The organism is Konateibacter massiliensis (assembly GCF_900184995.1).
GTDB classification, from domain to species: domain Bacteria; phylum Bacillota; class Clostridia; order Lachnospirales; family Lachnospiraceae; genus Lachnotalea; species Lachnotalea massiliensis.
In genome coordinates this window covers 1,614,737-1,638,881 of sequence record NZ_LT860099.1, presented here as the reverse complement: position 1 = coordinate 1,638,881, position 24,145 = coordinate 1,614,737, and the positions used below count along the sequence as shown (strand labels likewise).

The following is a 24,145-nucleotide window of genomic DNA, read 5'->3' as shown; positions in this document are numbered from 1 at the left end:
GACTATGGATTATATAACAATAGATACGAAACGTGTACCTATCGAGGGCGAAAAAAATATTCTTTCCTTGATTCGTAAAGCGGGAATTGATTTGCCTACGTTTTGTTATCACTCAGAGCTTTCCATCTATGGAGCTTGCAGAATGTGTGTAGTAGAAGATGACAGAGGACGTATTTTTGCCTCCTGTTCCGAACAGCCGAGAGCGGGAATGGTAATTTACACGAATACAAAGAAAATCCAGTCCTACCGCCGCCTGATTATCGAGCTGCTTCTTTCCTCTCACTGCAGAGACTGTACAACCTGTCAGAAAAACGGTGCCTGTTCCTTACAGGATTTGGCATACCGTGTCGGCGTACATGCGGTTCGTTTCTTAAATAATAAAAAGCAGATACCTTTGGATATGAGTTCACCTTCTATCGTGCGTGACCCGAACAAGTGCATTCTGTGCGGTGACTGTGTGCGTACCTGCGATGAAATTCAAGGAATCGGGGCAATCGACTTCGCATTCAGAGGTTCTGAAACTCAGGTTATGCCTGCTTTCAACAGAACATTGTCAGAGACAGATTGCGTAGGCTGCGGTCAATGTGCGGTTGTCTGTCCGACAGCGGCAATCTCCGTTCGCACGAACGTAACAGAGGTTTGGAATGCAATCAGCGACCCGAATGTGCGTGTGGTAGCGCAGGTGGCACCGGCAGTTCGAGTTGCCGTAGGTGACAGCTTCAATATTCCGAAGGGTGAAAACAGCTTTGGAAAATTAGTGACAGCACTTCGCATCATGGGATTTGATGAGATTTATGATACAAGCTTTGCAGCTGATTTGACTGTAATGGAGGAAGCGAAAGAATTTGCAGAGCGTCTGGAAAAGGACGAAAAATTACCGCTCTTTACCTCCTGTTGTCCGGGCTGGGTAAAATACTGTGAAAACAAATATCCGGAGTTTACAGATAATGTATCCACCTGCCGCTCTCCGCAGGGTATGTTCTCACCACTGATCAAGGACCACTTTAAGGAGAAGGATGAGAAGGAAAATAAGAAGACAATCGTAGTATCCATCATGCCTTGTACGGCGAAAAAGGGTGAGATTTTAAGACCGGATAACTTTACCGACGGAATGCAGGATACGGACTATGTTATCACAACACAGGAAGTAATCCGTATGATTAAGCAGGTAGGTATCCGATTTGGGGCATTGGAAGCTGAGGCAGCGGATATGCCGTTTGCGGTAGCCTCCGGCGGTGGAACGATATTCGGAACAACCGGTGGTGTGGCAGAAGCTGTTCTTCGTCGACTTGCCAAGGAGAAGAGTTATCAGAATATAAAAGAAATCAGCTACACGGGAGTGCGCGGTGAAGATGCAGTGAAGGAAGCAACGATTACTTTGGGAGAGAGAGAAGTAAAAATTGCCGTTGTTCACGGACTTGCCGATGCAGGCAGACTGCTTGACAGAATAAAGGCTGGAGAAGTAAGCTATGATTTTGTTGAAGTGATGGCTTGCCGAAGAGGCTGTATCATGGGCGGAGGCCAGCCTCCGTTTGCCGGAGCAAGAACAAAGAAGAAACGTATGGAAGGACTTTATAAGACAGATGCAATGTCTAACATTCGTTATCCAGATGAGAATCCGGTATTGCTTCATATGTACCAGACCTCGATAAAAGGAAAAGAACATAAGCTGTTCCACAGACATTTCGTAGTGAAATAATAGATGTATGCTTAAAATACCTGTAACAGAGAAAGCTTTTAGAAGCTGACTGCTGTTGCAGGTATTTTTTTATATCATAGGAAATTCCTTCGAATTTCCTATGATATAAAAACTATTTATGCGCACCTTGCGGAGTGGAAGTAGTTGCTACGCAACCCGCTCGGGCGCGAAGTGTGAGCAAGGCTCACACTTTCTTATAACAGGAATTGTCCGCTTTTTTGTAAAAAAGTGCGAACAAAAAAGATTGTAAATGGGACAAGGATTGGATACGATGAAAATGGAGCAAGCACAAAACAAGGATTTACAAAGAAAGGGGAAAAAGGTATGCAAAATGGCGCAGAGATTCACAAAACAATTGGTTTTCAGGGAATGAAGAAATGGATTGTTTTTACAGTGCTGGGGGTGATTTGTTTGCTGGGGGCCGGCATGCGGGCAGAAGCCGCAGATTACTATATCTCACCGAGTGGCAGTGACAGTAACGCAGGAACATATGCTTCGCCATATAAGAGCATCACGAAGGCACAGTCAGTCGCATCCAGCGGCGATACCGTTTATATGCTGGGCGGCACTTACAGTGACTTTACGATTGCAAGCTCGGACAGTAACTATAATTATGTCCACGATATCACCAAGAGCGGCATCACCTATCGGGCATATTCTTCCCAAAATCCTCCGATTTTTGACTTCTCTAATGTTTCCACATCAAAGAGGGTTGCGGCATTTCGAGTTGCCAGTGGTGTAACAAATGTTACTTTTTTATGCATGTATGTAACAAATGTAAAGGTGGGAAGCCAAAAGCAGTCAGAATGCTTCCGAATAGAGGGAAATGCCACCTTCAATCAGGTATATTGCTATAATAATGAAGCAAATGGATTTTATTTTGTAAATAACGGAACCGGGCAGTGTATCAAGTGTGATGCCTATAACAATATCGGAGCAACATCAACCTCAATCGGAAATACAGACGGCTTTGGTGCGCACGGAAACGGAGTTACCTTTACGCAGTGCCGTGCATGGAATTGCAGCGATGACGGATTCGACTGTATCACCTCAAAGGGCTCCAACACCTTTGATACATGCTGGGCTTACAATATGAATGCAGGAGGAGATTCCAACGGCTTTAAAATAGGAGGTTACGGCACAGGAACCGTTCCTTCTACCGTGCCGGTACATACTGTAAAATATTGCTTGGCGGCAAACAATGCGGGGCATGGTTTTTATGCGAATCATCAGCCGGGACAGGCAGCTACGTGGACTTACAATACAGCATACAACAATTCTCACGGAAATTTCAACATGCTGGAGCGTGTAAGTGCAACGGATTCTACGGACATTGCAGGAACGAGAGAAGTACTGCACTATAATATCGCATACAAGGGCATTATTATTGAAGAGGCAAATCTTCCGGCTGCCAATGTGACAAATAATTCATGGACGAAGAGCGGAGTAAGTGTGTCAAGCGATGACTTCCAAAGCCTTGATGCCAGCCAGATGACAAATGCGAGGGGAACAAACGGTGTTTTACCTACGATTACATTTATGAAACTGGCAAGCGGCAGTGATTTAACGGGCTTGGGCTGCTTTAATTAGAATAAGATGAAGCATACAAGAAAAAGAAGAATAAGGAAAAAACACATCGTCATTTCCGGGGCAATATGTCTTGCCTGCATTGTGGGGGCATCGGTATTTATCTATGAAAGAAAGGCAGAGAATGCGTTGCCGGAGGAAATACGCATTGAACTTTCAGCCGGGGTATCGATGGAGTTTGTTTTGATAGAGGCGGGCAGCTTTTTTATGGGATCCTACGAAGGCGAAGGCGACGAGGATGAGCAGTCGAGACACAAGGTGACAATCACAGAAGCCTTTTATATCGGAAAATATGAGGTGACACAAAAACAATGGAATCTGGTGATGGGAGATAACCCCAGTCATTTTGAAGGGACGGATAATCCGGTTGATACAGTGAGTTGGACAGACAGCGTTGCATTTACAGAGAAACTTAGTGAGCTGGCTCAAAGAAATATAACCCTCCCGACGGAGGCACAGTGGGAATATGCATGCAGGTCGGGAAGTGATACCAAATGGTTTTTTGGAGCGAGTGAGGAGAGTGCGGGTGAATACGGCTGGATTGACAGCAACGCACAGGGAACGACTCATCCGGTGGGGTTAAAGAAGCCCAATCCGTGGGGCGTGTATGACATGTACGGAAATGTACAGGAATGGTGCTTGGACTGGTACGCAGATTCCTATTCCGGTACCGCAAGCAAAGATCCGCAGGGAGCAAAAGACGGTGCATCTCGTATTATAAGAGGGGGAGGCTGGGGAGATTTTCCCGACAATGCCAGGTCTGCATATCGAAACGCCAGCGGTGAGGAGATAGAAAATGACGGAATCGGATTTCGATGTGTGATGTACTAAGGCAATTAATTTAGATGCAGAAAAAAAGCAGGGGATTAGGGCCTGCTTTTTTTCTATAAGGAATATAACGTATGATTTATGGTAAATAAAGTGTATTACACTTTATGAACCTGCGGAAAACTAATAGGATATTAGTAAATTGCTGCCGGACCATGTTGGTTCGTACGAATGCGGACAGCGTCTTTTAATTCATAGACAAATATTTTACCGTCGCCGTTGTTTCCGGTGTAAGCGCTGTTTCTTATCACGTCAACGACCTTTTCAACCCATTCCTCCGAAGAAACGACAATTTCAAATTTGATTTTCGGAAGCATGTTGATATCCACCTTTGTTCCTCTTATAATGCTGGAATAGCCCTTCTGAACACCGCAGCCCATAACTTGAGAAACAGTAATACCGTGAACATTGATTTCGCTCAAAGCGTCTTTTATTTCCTCGTATTTTTCTTCTCTCACGATTGCATCTATTTTTATCATAGCCATGTCTCCTCTCCTAATCCAATCCATTGAAGGAAGGGTAAGCACTTTCCCCATGCTGTGTGATATCAAGACCCTTCTTCTCATCATCTTCATTTACACGAAGCGGAACAAATATTTTTACAAGGTATGCACAAATAACGGTTCCGACAACAGCAATTACAATTGTGATTAAAATGCTGACTGCCTGTGCAAGGAAAAGATGGTAATCTCCATAAACCAAGCCGTCCCAGCGTGCAACACCGTTGATGGAGGTTTTTGCAAATAATCCGGTTGCAAGACCACCCCAGATACCGCCGATACCATGGCAGCCAAAAGCGTCCAGTGCATCGTCAAAGCCGATACGTTTTTTCACAACGGATACGGTAAAGTAAGCAAGCGGGCTTACAACAGCACCAATGATAAAGGCAGCCCAGATCGGAACGAAGCCGGCACCCGGTGTGATGGCAACGAGACCGAGTACAGCACCTGTAGCGGCACCAACAACGGTAGGTTTTCCTTGCTTTATCATATCAATGAGCATCCAAGAAAGCATTGCCATAGCAGCGGAGGTGTTTGTTGTCATAAGAGCGTGTACTGCCAAGCCGTCTGCTGCAAGAGCACTTCCGGCATTGAAGCCGAACCAGCCAAACCATAGAATAGAAGCGCCTAAGAGGACAAACGGTACATTATGGATACGGTAAGAAAGCTTGTCGTAGCCGCGTCTCTGACCAAGTATGATGGAAAGCACCAAACCGCTCACGCCGGAGCTGATGTGAACAACATTACCGCCTGCGAAATCAACGGAGCCAAGCACTGCGCCGAGGAAGCCGTCAGTACCCCATACCATATGTGCCAATGGGTAGTAAACAACAAAGGACCATGCGATTACAAAAAGGAACAATGCCTTAAAATTCATACGTCCGGCAACAGAGCCTGTGATGAGCGCCGGTGTGATAATGGCAAACATCATCTGAAATGCTGCAAAGTTAAGATGAGGGATTGTAGCGGCATAAGGTCCGACCTCGCCATCCACCCCATTGAGGGCAAACCATTTCAGGTCGCCGATAATTCCCAGATTGTTTCCTGAAAAACTGAGGGAATAACCGATTAACACCCACAAAACAGATGCGATGCCCATAATAAAAAATGAGGACATCATCGTGTTTAACACATTTTTTCTACGTTCCAAACCGCCATAAAAGAAAGCAAGTCCCGGGGTCATAAAAAATACAAATGCAGTAGCAATTATCATAAAAGCTGTATCTCCAGAATTCATAAGATAACCTCCAATTCATATTAAAGTATTTGAGAGCTGTGTTTTTATGCATAAAAACGAAAAAAAAGACGCGTGGATTTTTCCAAGCGTCTTTGCTATACCCTATAATATACACTCGAATGAAATTTGTCAACCACAAATTTAAAAATTTTTATTTTTTAAATTTCTTTTAAGTTATTTTTAAAAAATCGTAGATTAATTGACATGAGCTTCAAATGAAGTATAATGAGGAGTAAATCCTATAAGAAAGAGAGTGAGGCAAAGACGGTGGAAGAAGCAAGAGAGAGAAAACACGGAAAAATAGCAAGACAGTACTTTGAGGAGGGCTATAATTGTTCTCAGTCCGTTTTTTTGGCATTTGGTGAAGAATATGGTATCGAGCCCGATTTGGCATTGAAGCTTGCCTCCTCATTTGGCGGGGGTATGGGGAGGCTTCGTGAGGTGTGCGGCGCCGTATCCGGAATGTTTATGGCAGCCGGAATGCTGTATGGCTATACTGACCCAAAGGACCACAACGCCAAGACAGAGCATTATAAGCGGATTCAATATCTGGCAAAGAAGTTTGAAGAGAAGAACGGCTCGATTGTTTGCAGGGAATTACTGGGACTTGATAAGAAAAAGGACAGTCCGCAGCCAGAGCTTCGAACTGCCGAGTACTACAAGAAAAGACCATGCGCAGAACTCGTAGAAATAGCCGCCCAAATACTGGAGGAATACATGCAGGCACATACTTTTTCCTAGCCTTGCGCCCCCCAAAGTGATATAATGTAACATATCGGAAGAAAACCAAGCACGAACGAAGTGAGTATTTGGTTTTACCCGATATGTTAACGAGGAAACGGAGTTTCCGAGTGATGTCAGAAGCGTTTTAGCTTCTGACAGCGTATATCGGAAGAAAACCAAGCACGAACGAAGTGAGTATTTGGTTTTACCCGATATGTTAACGAGGAAGCGGAGCTTTCGAGTGATGTCAGAAGCGTTTTAGCTTCTGACAGCGTATATCGGAAGAAAACCAAGCACGAGCAAAGCGAGTATTTGGTTTTACCCGATATAGAAGTATTTTTGTTTTTGACAAGAGACAGGAGAAATTCAAAACATGAAGTTTTACTTTGCCCCGATGGAGGGCTTAACACGATATATTTACAGAAACGCATATCATACCTTTTTTGGAGGAAAAATCGATAAGTATTTTTCGCCGTTTATCAATGCAACGATGAGTGACAGCTTTAAGAGCCGTGAGCTGGTCGATGTTTTGCCGGAGCATAACAAGGAGATTTATCTTGTTCCTCAGATTATGACAAACCGTGCGAGGGAGTTTACTCACACGGCGGGAATGTTGAAGGAATTAGGTTACGAGGAAGTTAATCTGAATTTGGGGTGTCCGTCCAAAACGGTGGTTGCAAAGGGCAGAGGCTCTGGTTTTCTGGCAATGCCAAAAGAGCTTGATGCATTTTTGGAGGAAATATTTGAAAACAGGGTGACAGACATTTCCATTAAGACAAGAATCGGCAAGGATGAGCCGGAAGAATTTTACGAATTGATAGAAATATATAATAAATATCCGCTGAAAGAGTTGATTATTCATCCGCGGGTACAGAGTGATTTTTATAATAATAAACCGAATCTTGATATTTTTTCGGAGGCACTTAACTTAAGCAAAAATCCGATTTGCTACAACGGAGATATCCATACGGCTGCGGCATATTGGGAGTTGGCGGATAGGTTTCCGAAGGTAGAGGCTGTCATGCTTGGAAGAGGATTATTGTTCAATCCGATGCTGATTCAGGATATTATGTCGAACCCGAAAGGGCAGGATGTAACTGACTGTTTTGGAAAAGGAGAGCGGGTAGACAGGAGACGGCTAAGGGAATTTCATGATACGATATATGCGGATTATAAGGAAATCCTTTCGGGGGATACCAATGTCCTATTCAAGATGAAGGAGTTTTGGCATTATTTTATCCATATGTTCTCGAATCATGAGAAGTACATAAAGAAGATAAAAAAATCTCAGAAAGCATATGAATATGAGGCGGTTGTCAATCGTATATTTGAAGAATTGGAGTTGCGATAGAGGAATAAAGAGTGATAAGCCACAAAACAGTATTTCAGCGAATATGCTAGGAAGCCGAAGGCGGAAGAGTAGAAAGGATGAGTGAAATGAATGTTAGTGATAAAAGCCGTAACAGTTATATGTTACAGGGGCGATTGAGCAAAGAAGGATATGACTGGTGGTGGCATAGTTTTACCGGCTGCAGCAGGAAAACCGGCGAGGCAAAAGCTTTTTTTATTGAATATTTTATTTGCAATCCTGCACTCGGAGAGAACTATCCTGTTTTGGGTCAGCACCCGGACAGCCGGGAACATGGCAGAAAACCATCCTATGCGCTTGTTAAGGTGGGAAGCTGGGGAAAAGACGCAAAGCAGATACACAATTTTTATCCGATAACCGATTTTACCTATGTGGAAAATAAGTTAGATATTCAAATCGGAGAATGCACGCTGACGGAAACGCATATGGAGGGCTATTGCGAGGTGAGCGAGGAGGATGAAAAGAAACATCCGGAGTACATGTGCGATGCCGGCAATATGAAATGGGATTTAAAGATTGACAAAAAAATAACATATAATGTAGGATACGGTGCATCAAAGCTCCTGCGAAAGCTGAATGCCTTTGAGATGTTTTGGCATGCGGAGGGCATTAAAACGGAGTACAGCGGAACTGTGGAGGCAGATGGAGATATCTATGATGTGATTGCAGAAAAATCCTATGGATATGCGGATAAAAACTGGGGCAAGGACTTTACGTCGCCATGGCTTTGGATTAGCAGCTGCAATATGAAAAGCCTGATTACGGGAAGAGAGCTTACAAATTCGGCTGTAGAGTTTGGCGGAGGAAGACCGAAGGCCTTTGGAATTAGTTTGGAGAGAAAGCTCCTTGGCGGGCTGTATTACGAGGGAAAGATGTATGAATACAACTTTTCCAAGTTTTGGACCGGTGCCAGTGTTGATTTTAAATTTGAAGAAGGCGAAATTTACAATAAGTGGAAGCTCGTTGCGAGGAATAAGGATTCGATTTTGTATTTGACTCTGAAATGCAAGAGGGATGAGATGCTTTGGATTAACTATGAAGCGCCAAACGGGAAGAAGCTCCACAACAAACTGTGGAACGGCGGAACCGGTGTTGGAAAGATGAAGCTTTATAAGAAGGTAAAGGATTTCAAAGTATTGGTTGATGAGATTGAGTTTCGAAATACCGGCTGTGAATATGGTGAATATAATAATTGAAAAAGTTGAAAACAGCTTTAAATTTATAGTTTTAATGAAAGGGTATAAGAAATGAAGAAAACATACATGCGGGCTTTTAAAAGGGGCTTTTTTATCGGTACGGTATTAATTTTTATCGGTGTATTGGTGCCGTTTATCGCTCTTTTTCCTAAATACGAAAAGTACACGGCAGAAGCGAAGGAAAATATAGAAGCAATGGGAGATGAGGCATTTTATTCTTCTCTCACCGGATATATTTATGATGACGAGGGCAATGTCATCAAAAAAATTAAAAATGAGAAAGATACGAATTACTTAAGCTACGATGAAATACCGACTGAAGCAGTGGAAGCGTTTATTGCGATTGAGGACAGAACCTTCTGGACGAATATCGGTGTGGATTTGAAAGGTATTGTTCGTGTGCTCTATAACTATGTCAGAACCGGAGGAGAAGAAAAACATGGTGCCAGCACAATTACACAGCAGTTGGTACGTCAGGTTTATATCTCGAGTGAAGTTACGGTAGAGCGAAAGATAAAAGAAATCTGCTATGCATTGGAATTGAATAAAGAATACAGCAAAAAGCAGATTATGGAATTTTATGTAAATAATATTTACTATTCAAACGGTTATTACGGAATTGAAGCGGCGGCAAAGGGCTATTTTAACAAATCAGCTTCTGAGCTGACGGTGAGCCAGATTGCCTATCTTTGTGCCATTCCGAACTCTCCAAGCTACTATGATCCGGTTAAAAATCCTGAGAATGCATTGACAAGACGGGATAAAATCCTCGAAGACATGGAGGAGATGGATTATATCACACAAGCAGAGTGCGAGGAGGCAGTCGCAGAAGAGATTGTGCTTGATACGAGCGGACAAAACATCGAGACGAATGATTATGCGGCGAGTTATGCAATTGATGCCGTGACGCGCTATTTTATGGCGAAAAACGGATTTGAATTCCAATATGCATTCGACACGATGGATGCCTATGAGACATATTTAGATGAATATAATGAGAGCTATGAGACAGCCAGAAGTGACTGGTATAAGAATGGATATAAGATTTATACATCCTTGAATTCCGAAAAACAGGCGGCTTTGCAGAATGCTATTGATTCTGAATTGAGCTTTAGCGAGGAGACAGGCGATAACGGAATCTATGCACTTCAAAGCAGCGCAACTGCGATTGACAACGATACGCACAAGGTAGTGGCGATTATCGGAGGGCGTTCACAGGATGTGGCGACCTATTTAAACCGTGCCTACCAAAGCTACCGCCAACCGGGAAGTTCAATTAAACCGCTTATTGTCTATACACCGGCACTGGAAATGGGTTATAACCCTGACAGTACGATTACCGATATTAGCATTGACACATGGAAGGCATCGGGAACCGTCACGGGAAGTCCGATTGTATTTAGAGAGGCAGTGGAGCAGTCCAAAAACGGTGCAGCCTGGGGACTTATGCTTGAAATTACGCCGAAGAAGGCATTGACTTATTTACAGAATATGAATTTTGCAAAAATAGTTCCCAACGATTTTTACGAATCTGCTGCACTAGGAGGTTTAACTTACGGTGTATCTACGGTTGAGATGGCAAGTGCTTACAGTGCACTGGTAAACCAAGGGGAATACACAGAGCCGACCTGTATCCTATCCATTATTGACAAGGATGGAAATGAGATATATGAGGACAACACAGTGACGAAGCGGGTATATGAGGAAAATGCTGCTGTCGGCATGATTGATGTTTTGAAGGGGGTTCTGACGAGAGGAACGGCGAAATCATCAGGCTGGTCCGGTAATATAGAGGCAGCAGGAAAGACGGGTACGACAAATGACAACAAGGATGGCTGGTTTAGCGGTGTAACACCATATTATACGATTTCGGTATGGGTAGGCTATGATAATCCGCAGGCGATGAACAGCTTATATGGCTCCTCCTATCCGCTAAAAATTTGGAATCAGGCGATGAAGGAGTTTATTGCAGATTTGCCGGCAAAGAGTTTTGAAGGTACCTTTGTTCCGAGTGAAGAAGAGATGTCAAATTATGATGGAGCAACAGACAACGATTTAGCGGTGGCAAACTCTGTGCAGGAAATCATCAACAATATGAATGCCATCAACAAAGAGGATCCGAACTGGCCGGCTTACGCTAACTCCATGTATGATAACGCAATGATAAAGGTAAATCAAATTACAAGTGAAGTATTGCGGGATGAAATGGCACAGAAGGTAAACGAGGCTTACAGTGCGGTTACGAATTAAAGGTATGTCAAAGGTGCTTGAAACTGATATGTGATAAAGTCACAAATAAAATTTTCTCCGTTTGTTATAATACACGCATAATAGATTGATGCGTAAACGAAACAAAAATATACGAATGGAGGAATTAAAATGTTATTTGATTTTTTAAAGATGAACGACAGTCAGGCGATTCATGTAAATGATATGGACGATCTGCTTGGCAAGGTGGAGTTGATTGATATCCGTGAGCCTTATGAATACAAGAGCGGTACGCTTCGGACGGCAAAGAATATCCCGATGGGAAAGCTGCTTGCCGCGCCGGAGAAATACTTAATTAAGGACAAGACCTATTATATTATGTGCCAATCGGGCGGAAGAAGCAGCAATGCATGCCGTCAGCTGAAAAAGCAGGGCTATGAAGTAATTAATGTGGGAGGCGGAATGGGCTCTTATGTAGGAACAAAAAGAAAATAGAGAAGAGAAAAATCTGACAGAAAGGAAGGCTGTTTCTGTCAGATTTTTTATGCTTTTGGATTTACAACTTTTGCCATCTTATGTATAATAAGAATCACTTTTAGCGAAATAGGTAAGCTTAGATAGGGATGACGTAATGTAAAAGGAGCAAAAGGATGGAAGAGTTTTATAAAACAGTAAAAAGGGAATATGAAAAAATAGATAGAAAATGGATGTGGCTTCATTTTAAAGCGATAGTAGGAACGGTAATTCTGACGTTTTTTACGGAGATTGCCTTGGGCTTCCTGATGTACTATACAAAAGAAATCAGTACGACAATGCTGGTGTTTTGGATTAAATACCTTATAATTCCGTCGGGCCTCAATTTGATTATGGTAAGAATTGTTTATAAAGTGCTGACATCAGAAAAAGTGTCTCAATATAAGAAAATTTATACTCTATCCTTGGTGTATGTGGGGATAGCTTTTGTTGTGTTTGTAGCGCACGGTATCTTTACCTCTCTGTACTTTGTATTTTTCTTACCTATTTTGCTCACGGTTATATACGCAAACGGTTATCTGACCGTAAATACTTCTATTTTTAGCCTTATTATGTTTTTGATTGCAGAGCTATTTATAAAATGGGATGAGGATAAGGTAAGTATTTTGTCAAATGGAATTCAACTGGGAAATTTTATTACGTCATTGATTGTCTTAGTTGTAGTGTCTGTTATCTGTGCTCTTATAGTGCAGTTTGAAAAAGAAAAAAATGCAGCGAGCAAAATAAAGGAAATGGAACGCTATGAGCTGGAACAGCGCTTGCAGATTGACGGACTGACCGGAGTTTACAACAGGGTTGCTTTCAAAAATACGATAAAAGATATGGAAGATGACAAGATGAAAGTCGACAATATTTTTGCGATGATTGATCTTGATAATTTTAAACTTTTAAATGACACGCTGGGGCATGTTATGGGAGATTATTGTCTGATTGAGATAGGCAGAATTCTAAAGAAAAACTGTGAAGATGCGATCCCGTTTCGATATGGCGGTGATGAGTTTGGAGTTGTATTTCGAAATCATACGGTTGAGGGTGTTGTCGAAATATGTAAGCAGATACAAAAGAGCTATGAGGAGCTGCAATTTGAGGGGAGAGACAGGGTGCCGCTTACACTGAGTATCGGAATAGCAAAGCAGACGAAGGATATTGCACCTTCAGTGCTGATCGTTCAGACGGATGAGGCTCTGTATCAATCAAAGATTGTAAAGGACAAAATTACAGTGTATGAAAACAAAGAATGACAAAAGAAAGGTTTTTCTTGCTATTTTCGCAAAGATTAGATAGAATGATAGTGAAATTAAAGTGTAACTATTCAAACAAAGCAGAGTAGGATTTTGTGCGTTAAGTGCCATATGAACAGGGAGTTGTCATTTGGACGAAAAGCGAAAGCTTGCGGTACAGAGTTCGCATCCCGCTGCTACATAGTGAGGTTAGTGAATAACGTGGTTTGTTCGTACCTTTTTTATGTAGTATTAGGAAATTACTGCACCAAAGGAGGTAAAATTATGAACAAGCTATTACAGCTAAGTAAATCATCCTTGTATGAATTCAAGGAGACAAGAAACGTGGTATTTTGCGGCCTGATGGCGGCACTGGCAATTATTCTCGGTTATGTGACGACGATTACAATCGGACCGTACATAAAAATTGGATTTTCGGGAATACCTAACAGAGCGGTGGAATTGATGTTTGGTCCTGTTGTCGGGGGCATTTTCGGGGGGATGCTTGATATATTAAATTATATCATAAAGCCGACCGGTCCGTTTTTTGTGGGCTTTACGTTAAGTGCTATTTTAAGAGGAGCTCTCTACGGTATTATTCTCTATAAAAAGCCGGTGAAGCTTTCCAGAATTGCCTTTGCGGGATTAGTGGAAAAGGTTGTAATTGATTGCGGCTTAAACACCCTGTGGCTTTCGATGTTGTACGGAAAAGGATTTATGATCCTTCTTCCGGCACGTATTCTTAAGAACCTGATTATGTGGCCGGTAGATACTATTATTTTATTTATTATACTGACGTATGTAGTCAAGCTTATTAAGCCTAATATGAAGTAATATCGTATTAAATATGATACAATTTAATTTTATGTGACTTAATCACAGAAATAAAAAATTAAATTGTGTATAATCAGAGTATAGAAAAGTAAAACTGTAATTAAAAATTAAGAAGAACGAAGGAGAATAAAATATGAGCGTATTAAAAATAACAAAAGACAATTTTGAAGCAGAAGTTATGCAGTCTGACAAACCTGTATTATTGGATTTCTGGGCAGCTTGGTGCGGACCATGCAGAATGGTAGGACCGGTTGTAGATGAAGTTGCAGAGGAAGTTGGAGCAAACGCTAAGGTTGGCAAGATAAACGTAGATGAAGAGCAGGATTTGGCACAGAAATACAACGTAATGAGTATTCCGACTTTACTTGTAATCAAAGGCGGAAAAGTGGAAAAGAGCGTAGTAGGTGTTCAGTCTAAGCAGGCTATTTTGGACATGCTTCAGTAAGTCAAAATACATGTATCGGAATGCTTCTCCTTTGTGGAGGAGCATTTTTTTTATTATAAGAGATTCAAAAGAATTTCCTATGATATAAAAAATATTATGCACACAAATGCAAGAGGAAGATGCCACTGTGTGACTGCATTCGGCGCCAAAATGTGCCAAGGCACATTTTTATCTGTGATAAAGTCACAGATAAAATGCGTAAAATTAGTATAATGGTAGTAATAGTCTAGCAATGGAAGGAGATTGGAATGCTTGGAAATATTGTAGCGTCAAATAGTATCAGCTTTATTCTTGTTTTTTTTGAAGGAATCTTATCCTTTTTTTCTCCCTGCGTGATTCCCCTTATCCCTGTTTATATGAGTATACTGGCTGGAAGCGCCAAGAAAACAGATGAGAACGGGAATGTCACCTATGCGAGGAAACAGGTGTTTATTCATACCTTATTTTTTGTTTTAGGGATTTCCTTTGCCTTTTTTATATTGGGAATGTCCTTTACGGCACTTGGCAGCTTCTTTAGCGGTCATAAGCTTCTGTTTACCAGAATCGGCGGTATCATTATTGTTTTCTTGGGACTTTTTCAGCTTGGAATTTTTGATTTTTCCTTTTTGCAGAAGGAGAGAAAGTTTCGGTTTAATTTTGGAGAAAAGCCGATGAATCCTTTTCTTGCCCTGGTGATGGGCTTTACGTTCAGCTTTGCATGGACACCTTGTATCGGACCGGCATTGTCCTCCGTTCTTATTTTGGCTTCCTCTGCAAGCACAAACTTGGCAGGAAATCTGCTTGTATTTGTATATGCCTTGGGATTTTTGATTCCGTTTTTAGTTTTGGGACTGTTTACGACTCAGGCACTCAGCTTTTTAAAAGAAAAGCAGAAGCTGCTGAAATATACGATTAAAGCAGCAGGTGTTATTTTGGTTATTATGGGAATTATGACCTTCACCGGATGGATGAACGGAATTTCCAGCTACTTAAATTCCATCAGTATAACGCAGGAAAGCACCACGGAGAGTGAAAAGAGCAGCGAAAACGCAGTTAACACAGGTGAGGAAGAAGCCTCTGGGCAAGAGGGTACGGATAAATCGGGTGCAGCAAATCAAGATGCTGCAGATGAGACGAATTCTGCCGATGCGAATAGTACAGACGAGACAGATACCTCTGCAGAGAGCAAGACGCTTCCTGCTATTGATTTTACCCTGACAGATCAGTATGGAACGGTACATACACTGTCCGATTACAAGGGCAAGGTGGTGTTCTTAAACTTCTGGGCAACATGGTGTCCGCCGTGCCAGAAGGAGATGCCGCATATTGAGGAGCTGTATCAGGAGTACAATCTAAATGAGGAGGATGTGGTTTTCCTTGGCGTGACCAATCCAAAGACGGAGGAGTATCCGAATAATCAGGACGAGAGCAAGGAAGAAATCACTGCCTTTTTGGAGGAGAACGGCTATACGTTCCCAACGGTATTTGATGAGACAGGTGAACTGTTCCAATCATACTATATCTCGGCATTCCCTACTACTTTCATGATTGACAAGGAAGGAAATGTGGCAGGCTATGTACCGGGGATGATGACGAAGGATATTATGATCAGTGTGATTAATCAGGTGTTGGATTCTACGGAGTGATAGAAGATAAGAAAGCGTGAGCAGAGCTCACGCTTTCTTATTTTTTGTTAGGCTTTCTTTTGATTTGCAGCAACCTGATAAAATCGTCAAACAGGGAAGTATCGACAGGCTCAAACATTACCCATTTTCCGTCGTGGTAGGTGTGGGCTTCGTCATAAACCCTTTGCAGGCTTTTGGAATAATTCACTCTGTCTGCCTCAAATTTTGCCCGTTCCTCTTTTCCAAAAATAATCAGTAGTCCGATACAATTTTCCTTTGCATATAGTGTGCATAATGTTTTGCCGCCTCTGCGGTATTTATATTCATACGTCCATGACTTACCGCCTTTGTTCCAAAGATGCTCCATGTCATATCGCTCATCAATCATGGCGCATAGAGTTGTCCATACATCATATAGGGGCTGACTAACTAATGTTATCATTTCAGTTTCATTTGGTATCTTTTCCAGCATTTTTCTGTCCTCCATATATTATTTGTTTTCCAGACGGGAAGGAATAGATTGTCAATCCACTCTTTACGTTTCCTGTGAAGCAGACTTTCCCGATTATGTACAGGTGTTGATTGTATTATAGCAGATGCAGCAGGGTTTTCCTATTTCTAATCGATATGGACAATCAGCGTTGCTTTCACTTAGGTAATCCTGACTGATACTTATTTTCCCAAAAATAAAATTTATTTATCTTTTAGAGAATACCCCTTTTTGTACTTTTGATAACTTAATTCTAGAATCAAACAAAAATACACCATATTATCAAACAAAAATACACTATGCATGTGTTAAAATTAAGTTATCAAGTTATGGGAGGGTACGAAATGGAAAAAGAAATCTGGAAAAATCCAAAACAAGAACGCTCACTGGATGAGGCGGAGACACCTCTCTGGTTCTGGAATGATAAACTGGAGAAAGAGGAGCTGCAAAGACAGTTAAAATTACAGACGGATATCGGTGTGAAATGCACAAACCCGCATGCACGTACAAATGGCGGAGAGGGCTATATTGGCGGATATTTGGATGAGGAGTGGTTTGACAATATCAAAACTGTGCTGGACTATAAAAAGGAGCATGGCGAGAAAATGTGGCTCTACGATGAGATTGACTGGCCTGCGGGGACCTGCAATCAGACAATAACGCTGGATGAAAGGAACCGTGAGCAGTATGTGACGATTGAGGCGGTAGAAATACCAAAAAACCAAGTATTTCGCAGTCAGGTAAGGAAGTTTGAGGGCACAGGGCTTTTTGAAGTCAAAGAAGAAACGGATAAAACAAAGCTGGCATATAACATCACAATTGTTGAGAAGGAAACAAATGCTCCATATGAGCTTTCAAACTATTTCATCTATGATATGTTCGGGCCGGAGCTTGAATTTCAGTCTGAGAAGGATGCAGTTGCCTATATCACAAAGGTTCACACGGATTCTTACGAAACAGGCGGAAATGAACAGGTAAACTATCTCGATAAGGAAGCCACAAAACAGTTTTTGAAATCGACCTACGATGAATATTATAAGTATTTTAAGGATGATTTCGGAGGGGCAATTACCACTGTATTCAATGATGAGACGAGAATGTGCAACCCGATTGCGTGGAGCCGAAGCTTTTCAGATGAGTTTTGGGCACAGAAGGGATATGATATTCGAAAAAATATCTATCAGCTCATTATTCCGGGAGAAGAAGCCGGACGCGTGCGCTGTGATTATTTTGACGTTCTGGCGTCACTGTTTCAGAAAAATTATTTTGGAGAGATTCAAGCGTGGTGCAAAGAGCATAATCTGAAATTGTTTGCCCATCTCTTGGGCGAGGAGACGCTGTTTGGGCATGCCAGATACAGCGGTGATTACATGCGCCAGAACCGGCATCAGGATATATGCGGTGCCGACCATTTAGGAAAAGGTATCGGAAGTTTGAATATTAAATTTACTTCCTGCGGTGCACATTCTTACGGAAAGACGAGGACGGCGGTGGAGGTGTTTGCGGGCTGTGGCTGGGATATGACTTTTGAGGAGTACAGCCGCATTGTGACATGGATGTTCCAGCAAGGCATGCATACCATTATCAATCACGGATTTTTCTATTCCGACCGGGGAAATCGAAAAAATGACTGGCCGCCTTCACAGTTTTTCCAGTGGCAAGGGTGGAATCAGATGTCCGAAGGAAATGATATGATAAGGCGCTTAAACTATGCGCTGACAGACGGCATTAACGAGGCGGATATTCTCGTGTATCATCCGATGGAGAGTTTTTGGCTGCATTATCTGCCAAATCAGCATTACACACATGCCTTTTTCCACGGTGCTTTCTTAAAGGATGAGCAGGCAAAATATATAGATAGGGAAATGCAGCTATTGTTGAATAGGCTGTCCTCTGAAAATATGGATTTTGACCTGATACACAAGGATGCAGTGGAAAATTTTGAGATAAGAAATTCAAAGATTGTCAATAAATTAAACGGACAGACGTTTTCTGCGCTGTTGCTTCCGATGTGCGAGGTGCTGCCGCTGGAAATGGCGAAGCTATGTGAAGCGTATGCGCTGGCGGGCGGCAAAATTGTAGCGGTTGATACCACTCCGGTATATGCGATGAAAAAAGACGAAGATGAAGAACTGCGACAAATCTTTGAGAGAATAGAGAAGCTTGGCTGTCTGAAGGTAATCCCGGCACAGGAGAAGGAGAAAATCTGCGATGTGCTGAATGAGCAGATTCCGCATCCGATTGCCATCACAAAAGGAACGAAGGGAACAATTAATAATCATCCTGCTTATGAAGATTACTTGATTGATCCATATCTTCACGGAGGCGAGGACCTTTCCGGTGTACTGTTTAATCGGTATTTGAAGGAAGGGAAGCGCCATACACTATTTATGAATTACAGTGATAAGCCGGATCAGATAGAAGTGAAGGTGGAAACGGCAAAAAGCGTGCCGGAGATTTGGAATACTTTTACGGGAGAGATTCAGACAGCAAAGGTGGTAAGCAAAGAGGCGGATGGATATGTGATTGAGCTTGATTTACCTTGTAATTATGGAATGATAGTGGTAAGTGACTGATAGAAGAAAAAAGCAGCTACATTCCTTTCGCGAGGTGTGCATGATATTAAATTATGCCCCAGCCCCTCAGTTTGAGGAGTTGGGGCATTTGCGTTTTAAATAAGTGCCATCAGCTTATCTCGGTCAAGAATACGGATTGATCCGCGTGACTGTTCTAAGATCCCTTGTGACTGGAATACCTTTAGCATACGAGAGACCACCTCTCTTGCACTGCCCACATATTTTGCAATCTGCTCCTGCGTAATCGTTAAATCGGAGGAGTTCGTCTTTGCCATCTCATCAAGTAAAAAGATAGCAAGACGCCTGTCAAATTTCATAAATAAAATCTGTTCCATAGACCACATCACATCGGAAAAACGTTCAATGGCATTTTTGTAAGCAAAGTTTTCTACATAGACATTTTGACTTGTCAGTTTGCTGAACGCACCGATATTGATCAGGTACGCTTCCGTATCCTGTTCTGCCTCAATTTCCACATCAAAGGTTATGCTGTTTAGGACACAGGAGGCGGACAGAACACAAAGTTCTCCCTCCAATATCCGGTACAGCGTGATGTCGCGTCCATCCTCAGACAAAATATAAACTCGTAATTCTCCCGAATGTACGAGAAGAACGCCCAGACATTCATTGTTTGTGCTATATAATTTACTGCCTTTTGAAAATACGACATTTGTTGTATTGTTCTGGAGAATATTTTTTTCTTCTTCGTTTAACTTATCCCAAAAATCCAGACGGGATGTTACATAGTTAAATGCTTCGTTATCAAGCATAGCAGCCTCCTTTTTTAAATGATATGTGACGGTTTACTACCTTCACAGTTACTTATCTGTATTGCCTAGAAGCCGGCAATATTCCTTATTTGTCTCTACCACACATTCTGCAATCATCTTGGTAATCGGATCAGGATTATAAAGTTTTCTGGATGTAGCAAGTGCAGAAATGTATTCATCACGAAGGCTAAGCGGAATCAAAGTCACGCCGTACCCGGTATTTACAAGGATGAGGTTCATAAGAAGCCTTGCAACCCTTCCGTTTCCGTGAGCAAAGGGATGAATATCAAGGAGCCGCTTGTGAGACAGCGCGGCAAGCTCCAACGGATGGAGGGAGTACTTGGAGGAATCCAACTGATCTGCCAAATGTTCCATCAAATGCTCCAGCTCTTCAGGAGGAGGCGGAAGATAACGGGTTCCCGCAATCTGGCGGGGAGCTGTTCTAAGTTTTCCGGCATTTTCCGAATCAATTTTCTCATAAAAGAGTTCGTGAAGCTTTAATATATTTTCCTTTGTAATCGGTAAATCAGGCTGGCTTGCCAGCGAGAGCATAAAATCGTAGGCGGCTCCATGTCCAAGTGCTTCATAGCAGTCTTTTGAAGATTTTCCTTTGCAAGGGCGTCCTGTTTCCAGTACCTCCTTTGTCTCCTCCAGTGTGAGGGAATTTCCATCCAGAGTGTTGCTGCTATAGGTAGTATGAAGATGAAAATAGCCTTCTATTTCCTTTTTCTTCTCCTCTGGCAAGGAGAGTGAAGAACGTTTTTCTTTGCAGGCATCTGCCTGCTTTATGGAATCTTTTATTGTTTGCATGATATCACCTCATAGTATTCAGATTCAGTTGTCACAGTTCAGCTTTCTCCTTTTCTGTACTGCTCCGGTGTGATGCCTTCTATTTTTTTGAAAATACGAAAGAAATACTTAACATTGTCATAGCCGACAGATTTGCTGATTTGATACATTTTTTTGTCTGTGTTTCTTAAAAGCTCTTTTGCTTTCTCGATGCGGATTTGATTGACAAAGTCTACGAAGTTTTCCCCGGTCTTTTCCTTAAACAAATGAGAGCAGTAGCTGCGGCTCATGTAAAAAAGAGAGGAAAGAAACTCTACATTTAAATTTTTATAGTAATTGCGCCTTGCATAAATTTGCATTTTTTCAATCACGTCATTTGAGGCATAAACACTCTTTGCCTTAAGGATATCGGTGATATTGGCAAAAAATTGAGCGTAGTACTGCTTGATTTCCTCAAGAGAAAAAATCGTATTTAATATATTCTGCATACTTCCCGAGACGCTTCCAGTGTTCACCTGTTCTAAATATTCCGACATAATCAGTTTAGCACTGTCTGCCAGTTGAAAGCAATAGTATTTTACGTCGGAAAGCGTACAGTGCCTTAAACTTTCAAAATAGTGAAATAGGTCATCTAATAGTAATTTTACCTGTTCCGTCATCCCTGATTCAATACGGAATAAGAACTCCTCATATCTGTCCCAGTTCATGCTAAGCGGCTCATTTGATACATAGCTGTAAAAGGTATACTGCTGGCTGGAGCATATTTCTCTGGAATTTAATGCATCGACGGCCTCCCCAAATGCAGTGTTCAGACTCGTCAATTCGGAATGGGTGTTACTGATACCGAAAAAGGAATCGATGTTTAACGTGCTTAAATGAGAGGAAAGACTGTTTACCACCTGCTTGCACAGATCGTTGACGGAAATGGCTGCCTGCTCAGGCATAAAAAGAATGAGAAAGCCAAGGTTGTCACAGTGGATATGCTGGAGATAAATCGCCAAATCGCCGAAGCCATTTTCTGAAAGAAAGTTTTGCAGTGTTTCCTCCGCAAGCGGGGTGGAGGAACGTATGGCGATTAAAACCAAATCATGGGTTTTCTCCACAAATTTCAGGCGGCTTGAGCTTATGGAAGTCGTGGCAGTATGGTAGCCAAGTACGATGTTTTTTAACATCTGGATATCATATTCATAGCGTGCCCTTTCCTTTTCCGATTCGCTTAAATCAATTTTATTTTGGAGTTCATCATTGTCGGCAATCTGCTTCACCGCTTTTAGGACGGTTTTTTGAATTTCTTCCTTGCTAAACGGCTTTAGAATATAATCCACAGCTTTTGCCGAAATAGCATGCTTTGTATATTCAAAGTCCTTGTAACCGCTTATGATGATAAGACGCTTTTGAGGATAGAGCTCGGTCAAAAGAGGGAGAAACTGTGTGCCGTCCATAATCGGCATATTCATATCGGTAATAATAATATCAGGATTTGTATTCTCAATTAGGGCAAGCGCTTCTGTTCCGTTGGAGGCTTCACCGATACAGCAAACTGTCTCCTGCAATGCCTCCAATTTTTTGATTGTACCCTTTCTTATTAAACTTTCATCATCTACAACAATATATGTGTACATTTTATACCTCCTCGTGCTTGCATAAAGGTGTTGGGGTCACATGACCTTTTGACCTTGGTATCATATAAATTAAAACTTTCAGGAACGGAATAATAAGGGCAGTTTAATCGTAATAATGGTCCCCTCGCCCGGTGTACTCTGGACAGACAAGCCATAGCCCTGACCGTAATAGAGGGCGATTCTTGTGTGAATATTTTTCAATCCGATACTCTGTTTGTTGCGGTGTCCTAATTCGGTAAACTGCGCTGTTTCCTGAAAACTGTTTTCCAGGTCCAGCACCTGTTCCCGGCTCATTCCGGCACCGTCGTCGCATATGTCAATATAAATATTTGATTCCTTAACATATCCGTGTATCTTAATATAACTGCCAAGGTTACAGTAATTAAGTCCGTGGTAGAGAGCATTTTCAACAATGGGCTGCATAATCAGCTTCAGAACCCGAAGAGAGGGCATTCCTTCCGGCAAATCAATGACTAAGTCAAATTTATTGTCGAAGCGGATTTTCTGGATTGCCACATAGTCTCTTACATGGTTTAACTCATCCTCAATGGTAACCAGTTCACTTTGGGTCTTAATGCTGTAACGGAACATATTTCCGAGGGCAAGAGACATAACGGCGATGCTCTCGACTTCCTCAATTTCTGCAATGCTGTTGATGGACTCCAATGTATTGTACAAAAAGTGAGAATTAATCTGCGCTTCCAAGGACTTCATCTGAGAATCCAAGGTGATAAGCTTATTTTGATATTCATTCTTAATGAAGGTATCCAATTCATCAATCATATGGTTATACTCATTGGCAAGAATACCGATTTCGTCGGTTCGGATTAAATATTTTTCCCGATTTACCTTGTTGTGCCCCAATCGGTTGCTCATCTTATTGCTTAGGTAGGTGATTGGCTGGGTCAGTGAGTGAGAGAGCAGGATGGAAATAACAAAAAACACGACCGCGCAGATAATACCAATCACGATAATGAGCGTTCTTGTATAGTTAAATTGCTGATATAGATGCGTGTAATTGACGGCTGAATGTAAGGTAAGTCCGTCAATGTCGAGAGAGACGGATTTCTTTTGTGTGGTTTTCGACGTAAAATTGTCTACGAGATCATCTACATTCGTATATAAAATATAACCGTTCTCATCCTGAATAGACAAAAGCATCAGGCTCGGCAGTGTGTTGACGGACGATAAATCAAAAACTCCCTCGGAGCAGTCAATAAACAAAACACCTAAAAATTCGTGTGTATATACATCATAGAGCGCTCGTGAAAACGAAATAGAAGGCTCGCCGCGCAAGAGAAAGTCCTTTTTTGTCACTCCGTCCACATATGTCTTACCTTTCAGCGCAACTGTGTTTTGATACCATTCATCGTCAAAAGGAAGGTAGTCCGGCCGAATGTCAATGCCGCCGCCATAACCGTAGCCAAGTATGGCGCCGCTTGGAGTAAAAACAAAGATTCCGTTTATATAAGAGGAGGAGTAAATTAAATTCTGACAGATAAACTTTAGGTTGTTGTTGCTTTGAAATAAATCGTATGGCGTATAATCGTCATCGGACTTGGCGTATTTTTTCAAATCCTCTATAATAGTATCATTGCTGCCTGAGTAAAAGGAGAAGATTTCTGCGATATGATTGATATTTGCGATGGAGGAGTTCGCAAACTCCTTCGCATTGTTAAAGACATTCTCGGAAACCTGTGTTGTCTGGGCATGAATTAATTCCGTATACTTATTGTAGGTATAGCTTGTGATGATAAGGATAGGAATATTGGAAATCAGTAAAAATATAATGAGAAATTTTGTTTTTAGCTTCATCATGCACCTCCGCACCGGCAATCATTAAAGTTAACGTAACTGTGAAGGTACTGAACAGTTACAATCTAACAATAGTATACCATTAGTGCGAACAAAAGT

General features: G+C 41.9%; 20 protein-coding genes and 1 riboswitch. Of the genes, 13 read left to right on the top strand and 7 right to left on the bottom strand.

The window, feature by feature from the left end; all coding sequences use genetic code 11:
• The first annotated feature begins 4 nt into the window (after positions 1-4).
• The 3 genes from CTY48_RS13320 to CTY48_RS13310 all read left to right on the top strand — a co-directional run bounded on the left by CTY48_RS13320 (position 5) and on the right by CTY48_RS13310 (position 4,117).
• Entirely contained in the window at positions 5-1,699 is a 1,695-nt protein-coding gene (locus CTY48_RS13320; RefSeq protein ID WP_099468968.1) for a [FeFe] hydrogenase, group A, read from the top strand.
• A gap of 324 nt (positions 1,700-2,023) precedes the next feature.
• Positions 2,024-3,289 (top strand): right-handed parallel beta-helix repeat-containing protein, encoded by a 1,266-nt coding sequence (locus tag CTY48_RS13315; RefSeq protein WP_236354929.1) that lies wholly within the window; start codon positions 2,024-2,026, stop codon positions 3,287-3,289.
• A gap of 6 nt (positions 3,290-3,295) precedes the next feature.
• Complete coding sequence (locus tag CTY48_RS13310; RefSeq protein WP_099468967.1) at positions 3,296-4,117, top strand: formylglycine-generating enzyme family protein; 822 nt, start codon at positions 3,296-3,298, stop codon at positions 4,115-4,117.
• A gap of 131 nt (positions 4,118-4,248) precedes the next feature.
• On the opposite strand, the gene CTY48_RS13305 is transcribed toward CTY48_RS13310, so the two are convergent.
• Both CTY48_RS13305 and CTY48_RS13300 read right to left on the bottom strand, forming a co-directional pair.
• Complete coding sequence (locus tag CTY48_RS13305) at positions 4,249-4,593, bottom strand: P-II family nitrogen regulator (RefSeq protein ID WP_099470162.1); 345 nt, start codon at positions 4,591-4,593, stop codon at positions 4,249-4,251.
• Positions 4,594-4,609: 16 nt separating this feature from the next.
• The gene (locus CTY48_RS13300; protein ID WP_099468966.1) at positions 4,610-5,851 is read right to left on the bottom strand and encodes an ammonium transporter; all 1,242 of its coding nucleotides are present in this window, start codon (positions 5,849-5,851) and stop codon (positions 4,610-4,612) included.
• Between the two features lie 225 nt (positions 5,852-6,076).
• Between CTY48_RS13300 and CTY48_RS13295 the strand changes: the two genes are divergently transcribed.
• The 9 genes from CTY48_RS13295 (at position 6,077) to CTY48_RS20010 (ending at position 16,005) form a co-directional block, all read left to right on the top strand.
• Complete coding sequence (locus CTY48_RS13295) at positions 6,077-6,592, top strand: C-GCAxxG-C-C family protein (RefSeq protein ID WP_099468965.1); 516 nt, start codon at positions 6,077-6,079, stop codon at positions 6,590-6,592.
• Positions 6,593-6,947: 355 nt separating this feature from the next.
• Positions 6,948-7,925, top strand: coding sequence for a tRNA dihydrouridine synthase (locus tag CTY48_RS13290; protein WP_099468964.1), 978 nt, complete (start codon positions 6,948-6,950; stop codon positions 7,923-7,925).
• A 77-nt stretch (positions 7,926-8,002) separates the two neighbouring features.
• The gene (locus CTY48_RS13285) at positions 8,003-9,139 is read left to right on the top strand and encodes a tocopherol cyclase family protein (protein ID WP_236354927.1); all 1,137 of its coding nucleotides are present in this window, start codon (positions 8,003-8,005) and stop codon (positions 9,137-9,139) included.
• A 51-nt stretch (positions 9,140-9,190) separates the two neighbouring features.
• Positions 9,191-11,389 (top strand): transglycosylase domain-containing protein, encoded by a 2,199-nt coding sequence (locus CTY48_RS13280; RefSeq protein WP_099468962.1) that lies wholly within the window; start codon positions 9,191-9,193, stop codon positions 11,387-11,389.
• Between the two features lie 129 nt (positions 11,390-11,518).
• A complete protein-coding gene (locus tag CTY48_RS13275; protein ID WP_099468961.1) occupies positions 11,519-11,842 on the top strand; it encodes a rhodanese-like domain-containing protein in 324 nt (107 codons plus the stop codon).
• Positions 11,843-11,997: 155 nt separating this feature from the next.
• Positions 11,998-13,122, top strand: coding sequence for a diguanylate cyclase (locus CTY48_RS13270; protein WP_099468960.1), 1,125 nt, complete (start codon positions 11,998-12,000; stop codon positions 13,120-13,122).
• Between the two features lie 79 nt (positions 13,123-13,201).
• A riboswitch (THF riboswitch) is annotated at positions 13,202-13,300 on the top strand.
• Between the two features lie 86 nt (positions 13,301-13,386).
• Positions 13,387-13,935, top strand: a complete 549-nt coding sequence (locus CTY48_RS13265; protein WP_099468959.1) for a folate family ECF transporter S component — start codon at positions 13,387-13,389, stop codon at positions 13,933-13,935.
• A gap of 133 nt (positions 13,936-14,068) precedes the next feature.
• Positions 14,069-14,380 carry a thioredoxin gene (gene trxA / locus CTY48_RS13260; protein ID WP_099468958.1) on the top strand — a complete coding sequence of 104 codons (312 nt, stop codon included), beginning with the start codon at positions 14,069-14,071 and terminating at the stop codon, positions 14,378-14,380.
• A gap of 248 nt (positions 14,381-14,628) precedes the next feature.
• Positions 14,629-16,005, top strand: a complete 1,377-nt coding sequence (locus CTY48_RS20010) for a redoxin domain-containing protein (protein WP_099468957.1) — start codon at positions 14,629-14,631, stop codon at positions 16,003-16,005.
• 37 nt (positions 16,006-16,042) lie between these two features.
• Here the strand turns inward: CTY48_RS20010 and CTY48_RS13250 are convergent, their stop codons facing one another.
• On the bottom strand, positions 16,043-16,456 hold the full coding sequence (locus CTY48_RS13250; protein ID WP_099468956.1) for a DUF3788 domain-containing protein: 414 nt from the start codon (positions 16,454-16,456) through the stop codon (positions 16,043-16,045).
• A gap of 362 nt (positions 16,457-16,818) precedes the next feature.
• Here CTY48_RS13250 and CTY48_RS13245 point away from each other — a divergent pair, with 362 nt between their 5' ends.
• Positions 16,819-19,050 (top strand): glycosyl hydrolase, encoded by a 2,232-nt coding sequence (locus tag CTY48_RS13245; protein ID WP_180272730.1) that lies wholly within the window; start codon positions 16,819-16,821, stop codon positions 19,048-19,050.
• Between the two features lie 95 nt (positions 19,051-19,145).
• Here CTY48_RS13245 and CTY48_RS13240 read toward each other — a convergent pair whose 3' ends face one another.
• The 4 genes from CTY48_RS13240 to CTY48_RS13225 form a co-directional block, all read right to left on the bottom strand.
• Positions 19,146-19,820: a Crp/Fnr family transcriptional regulator gene (locus CTY48_RS13240; protein ID WP_099468954.1), complete on the bottom strand. Its 675-nt coding sequence runs from the start codon at positions 19,818-19,820 to the stop codon at positions 19,146-19,148.
• Between the two features lie 48 nt (positions 19,821-19,868).
• Positions 19,869-20,630 (bottom strand): Fic family protein, encoded by a 762-nt coding sequence (locus tag CTY48_RS13235; protein WP_099468953.1) that lies wholly within the window; start codon positions 20,628-20,630, stop codon positions 19,869-19,871.
• Between the two features lie 38 nt (positions 20,631-20,668).
• Positions 20,669-22,231, bottom strand: a complete 1,563-nt coding sequence (locus CTY48_RS13230) for a response regulator (RefSeq protein WP_099468952.1) — start codon at positions 22,229-22,231, stop codon at positions 20,669-20,671.
• A 78-nt stretch (positions 22,232-22,309) separates the two neighbouring features.
• The gene (locus tag CTY48_RS13225; protein WP_180272729.1) at positions 22,310-24,046 is read right to left on the bottom strand and encodes a sensor histidine kinase; all 1,737 of its coding nucleotides are present in this window, start codon (positions 24,044-24,046) and stop codon (positions 22,310-22,312) included.
• Positions 24,047-24,145 lie beyond the last annotated feature (99 nt).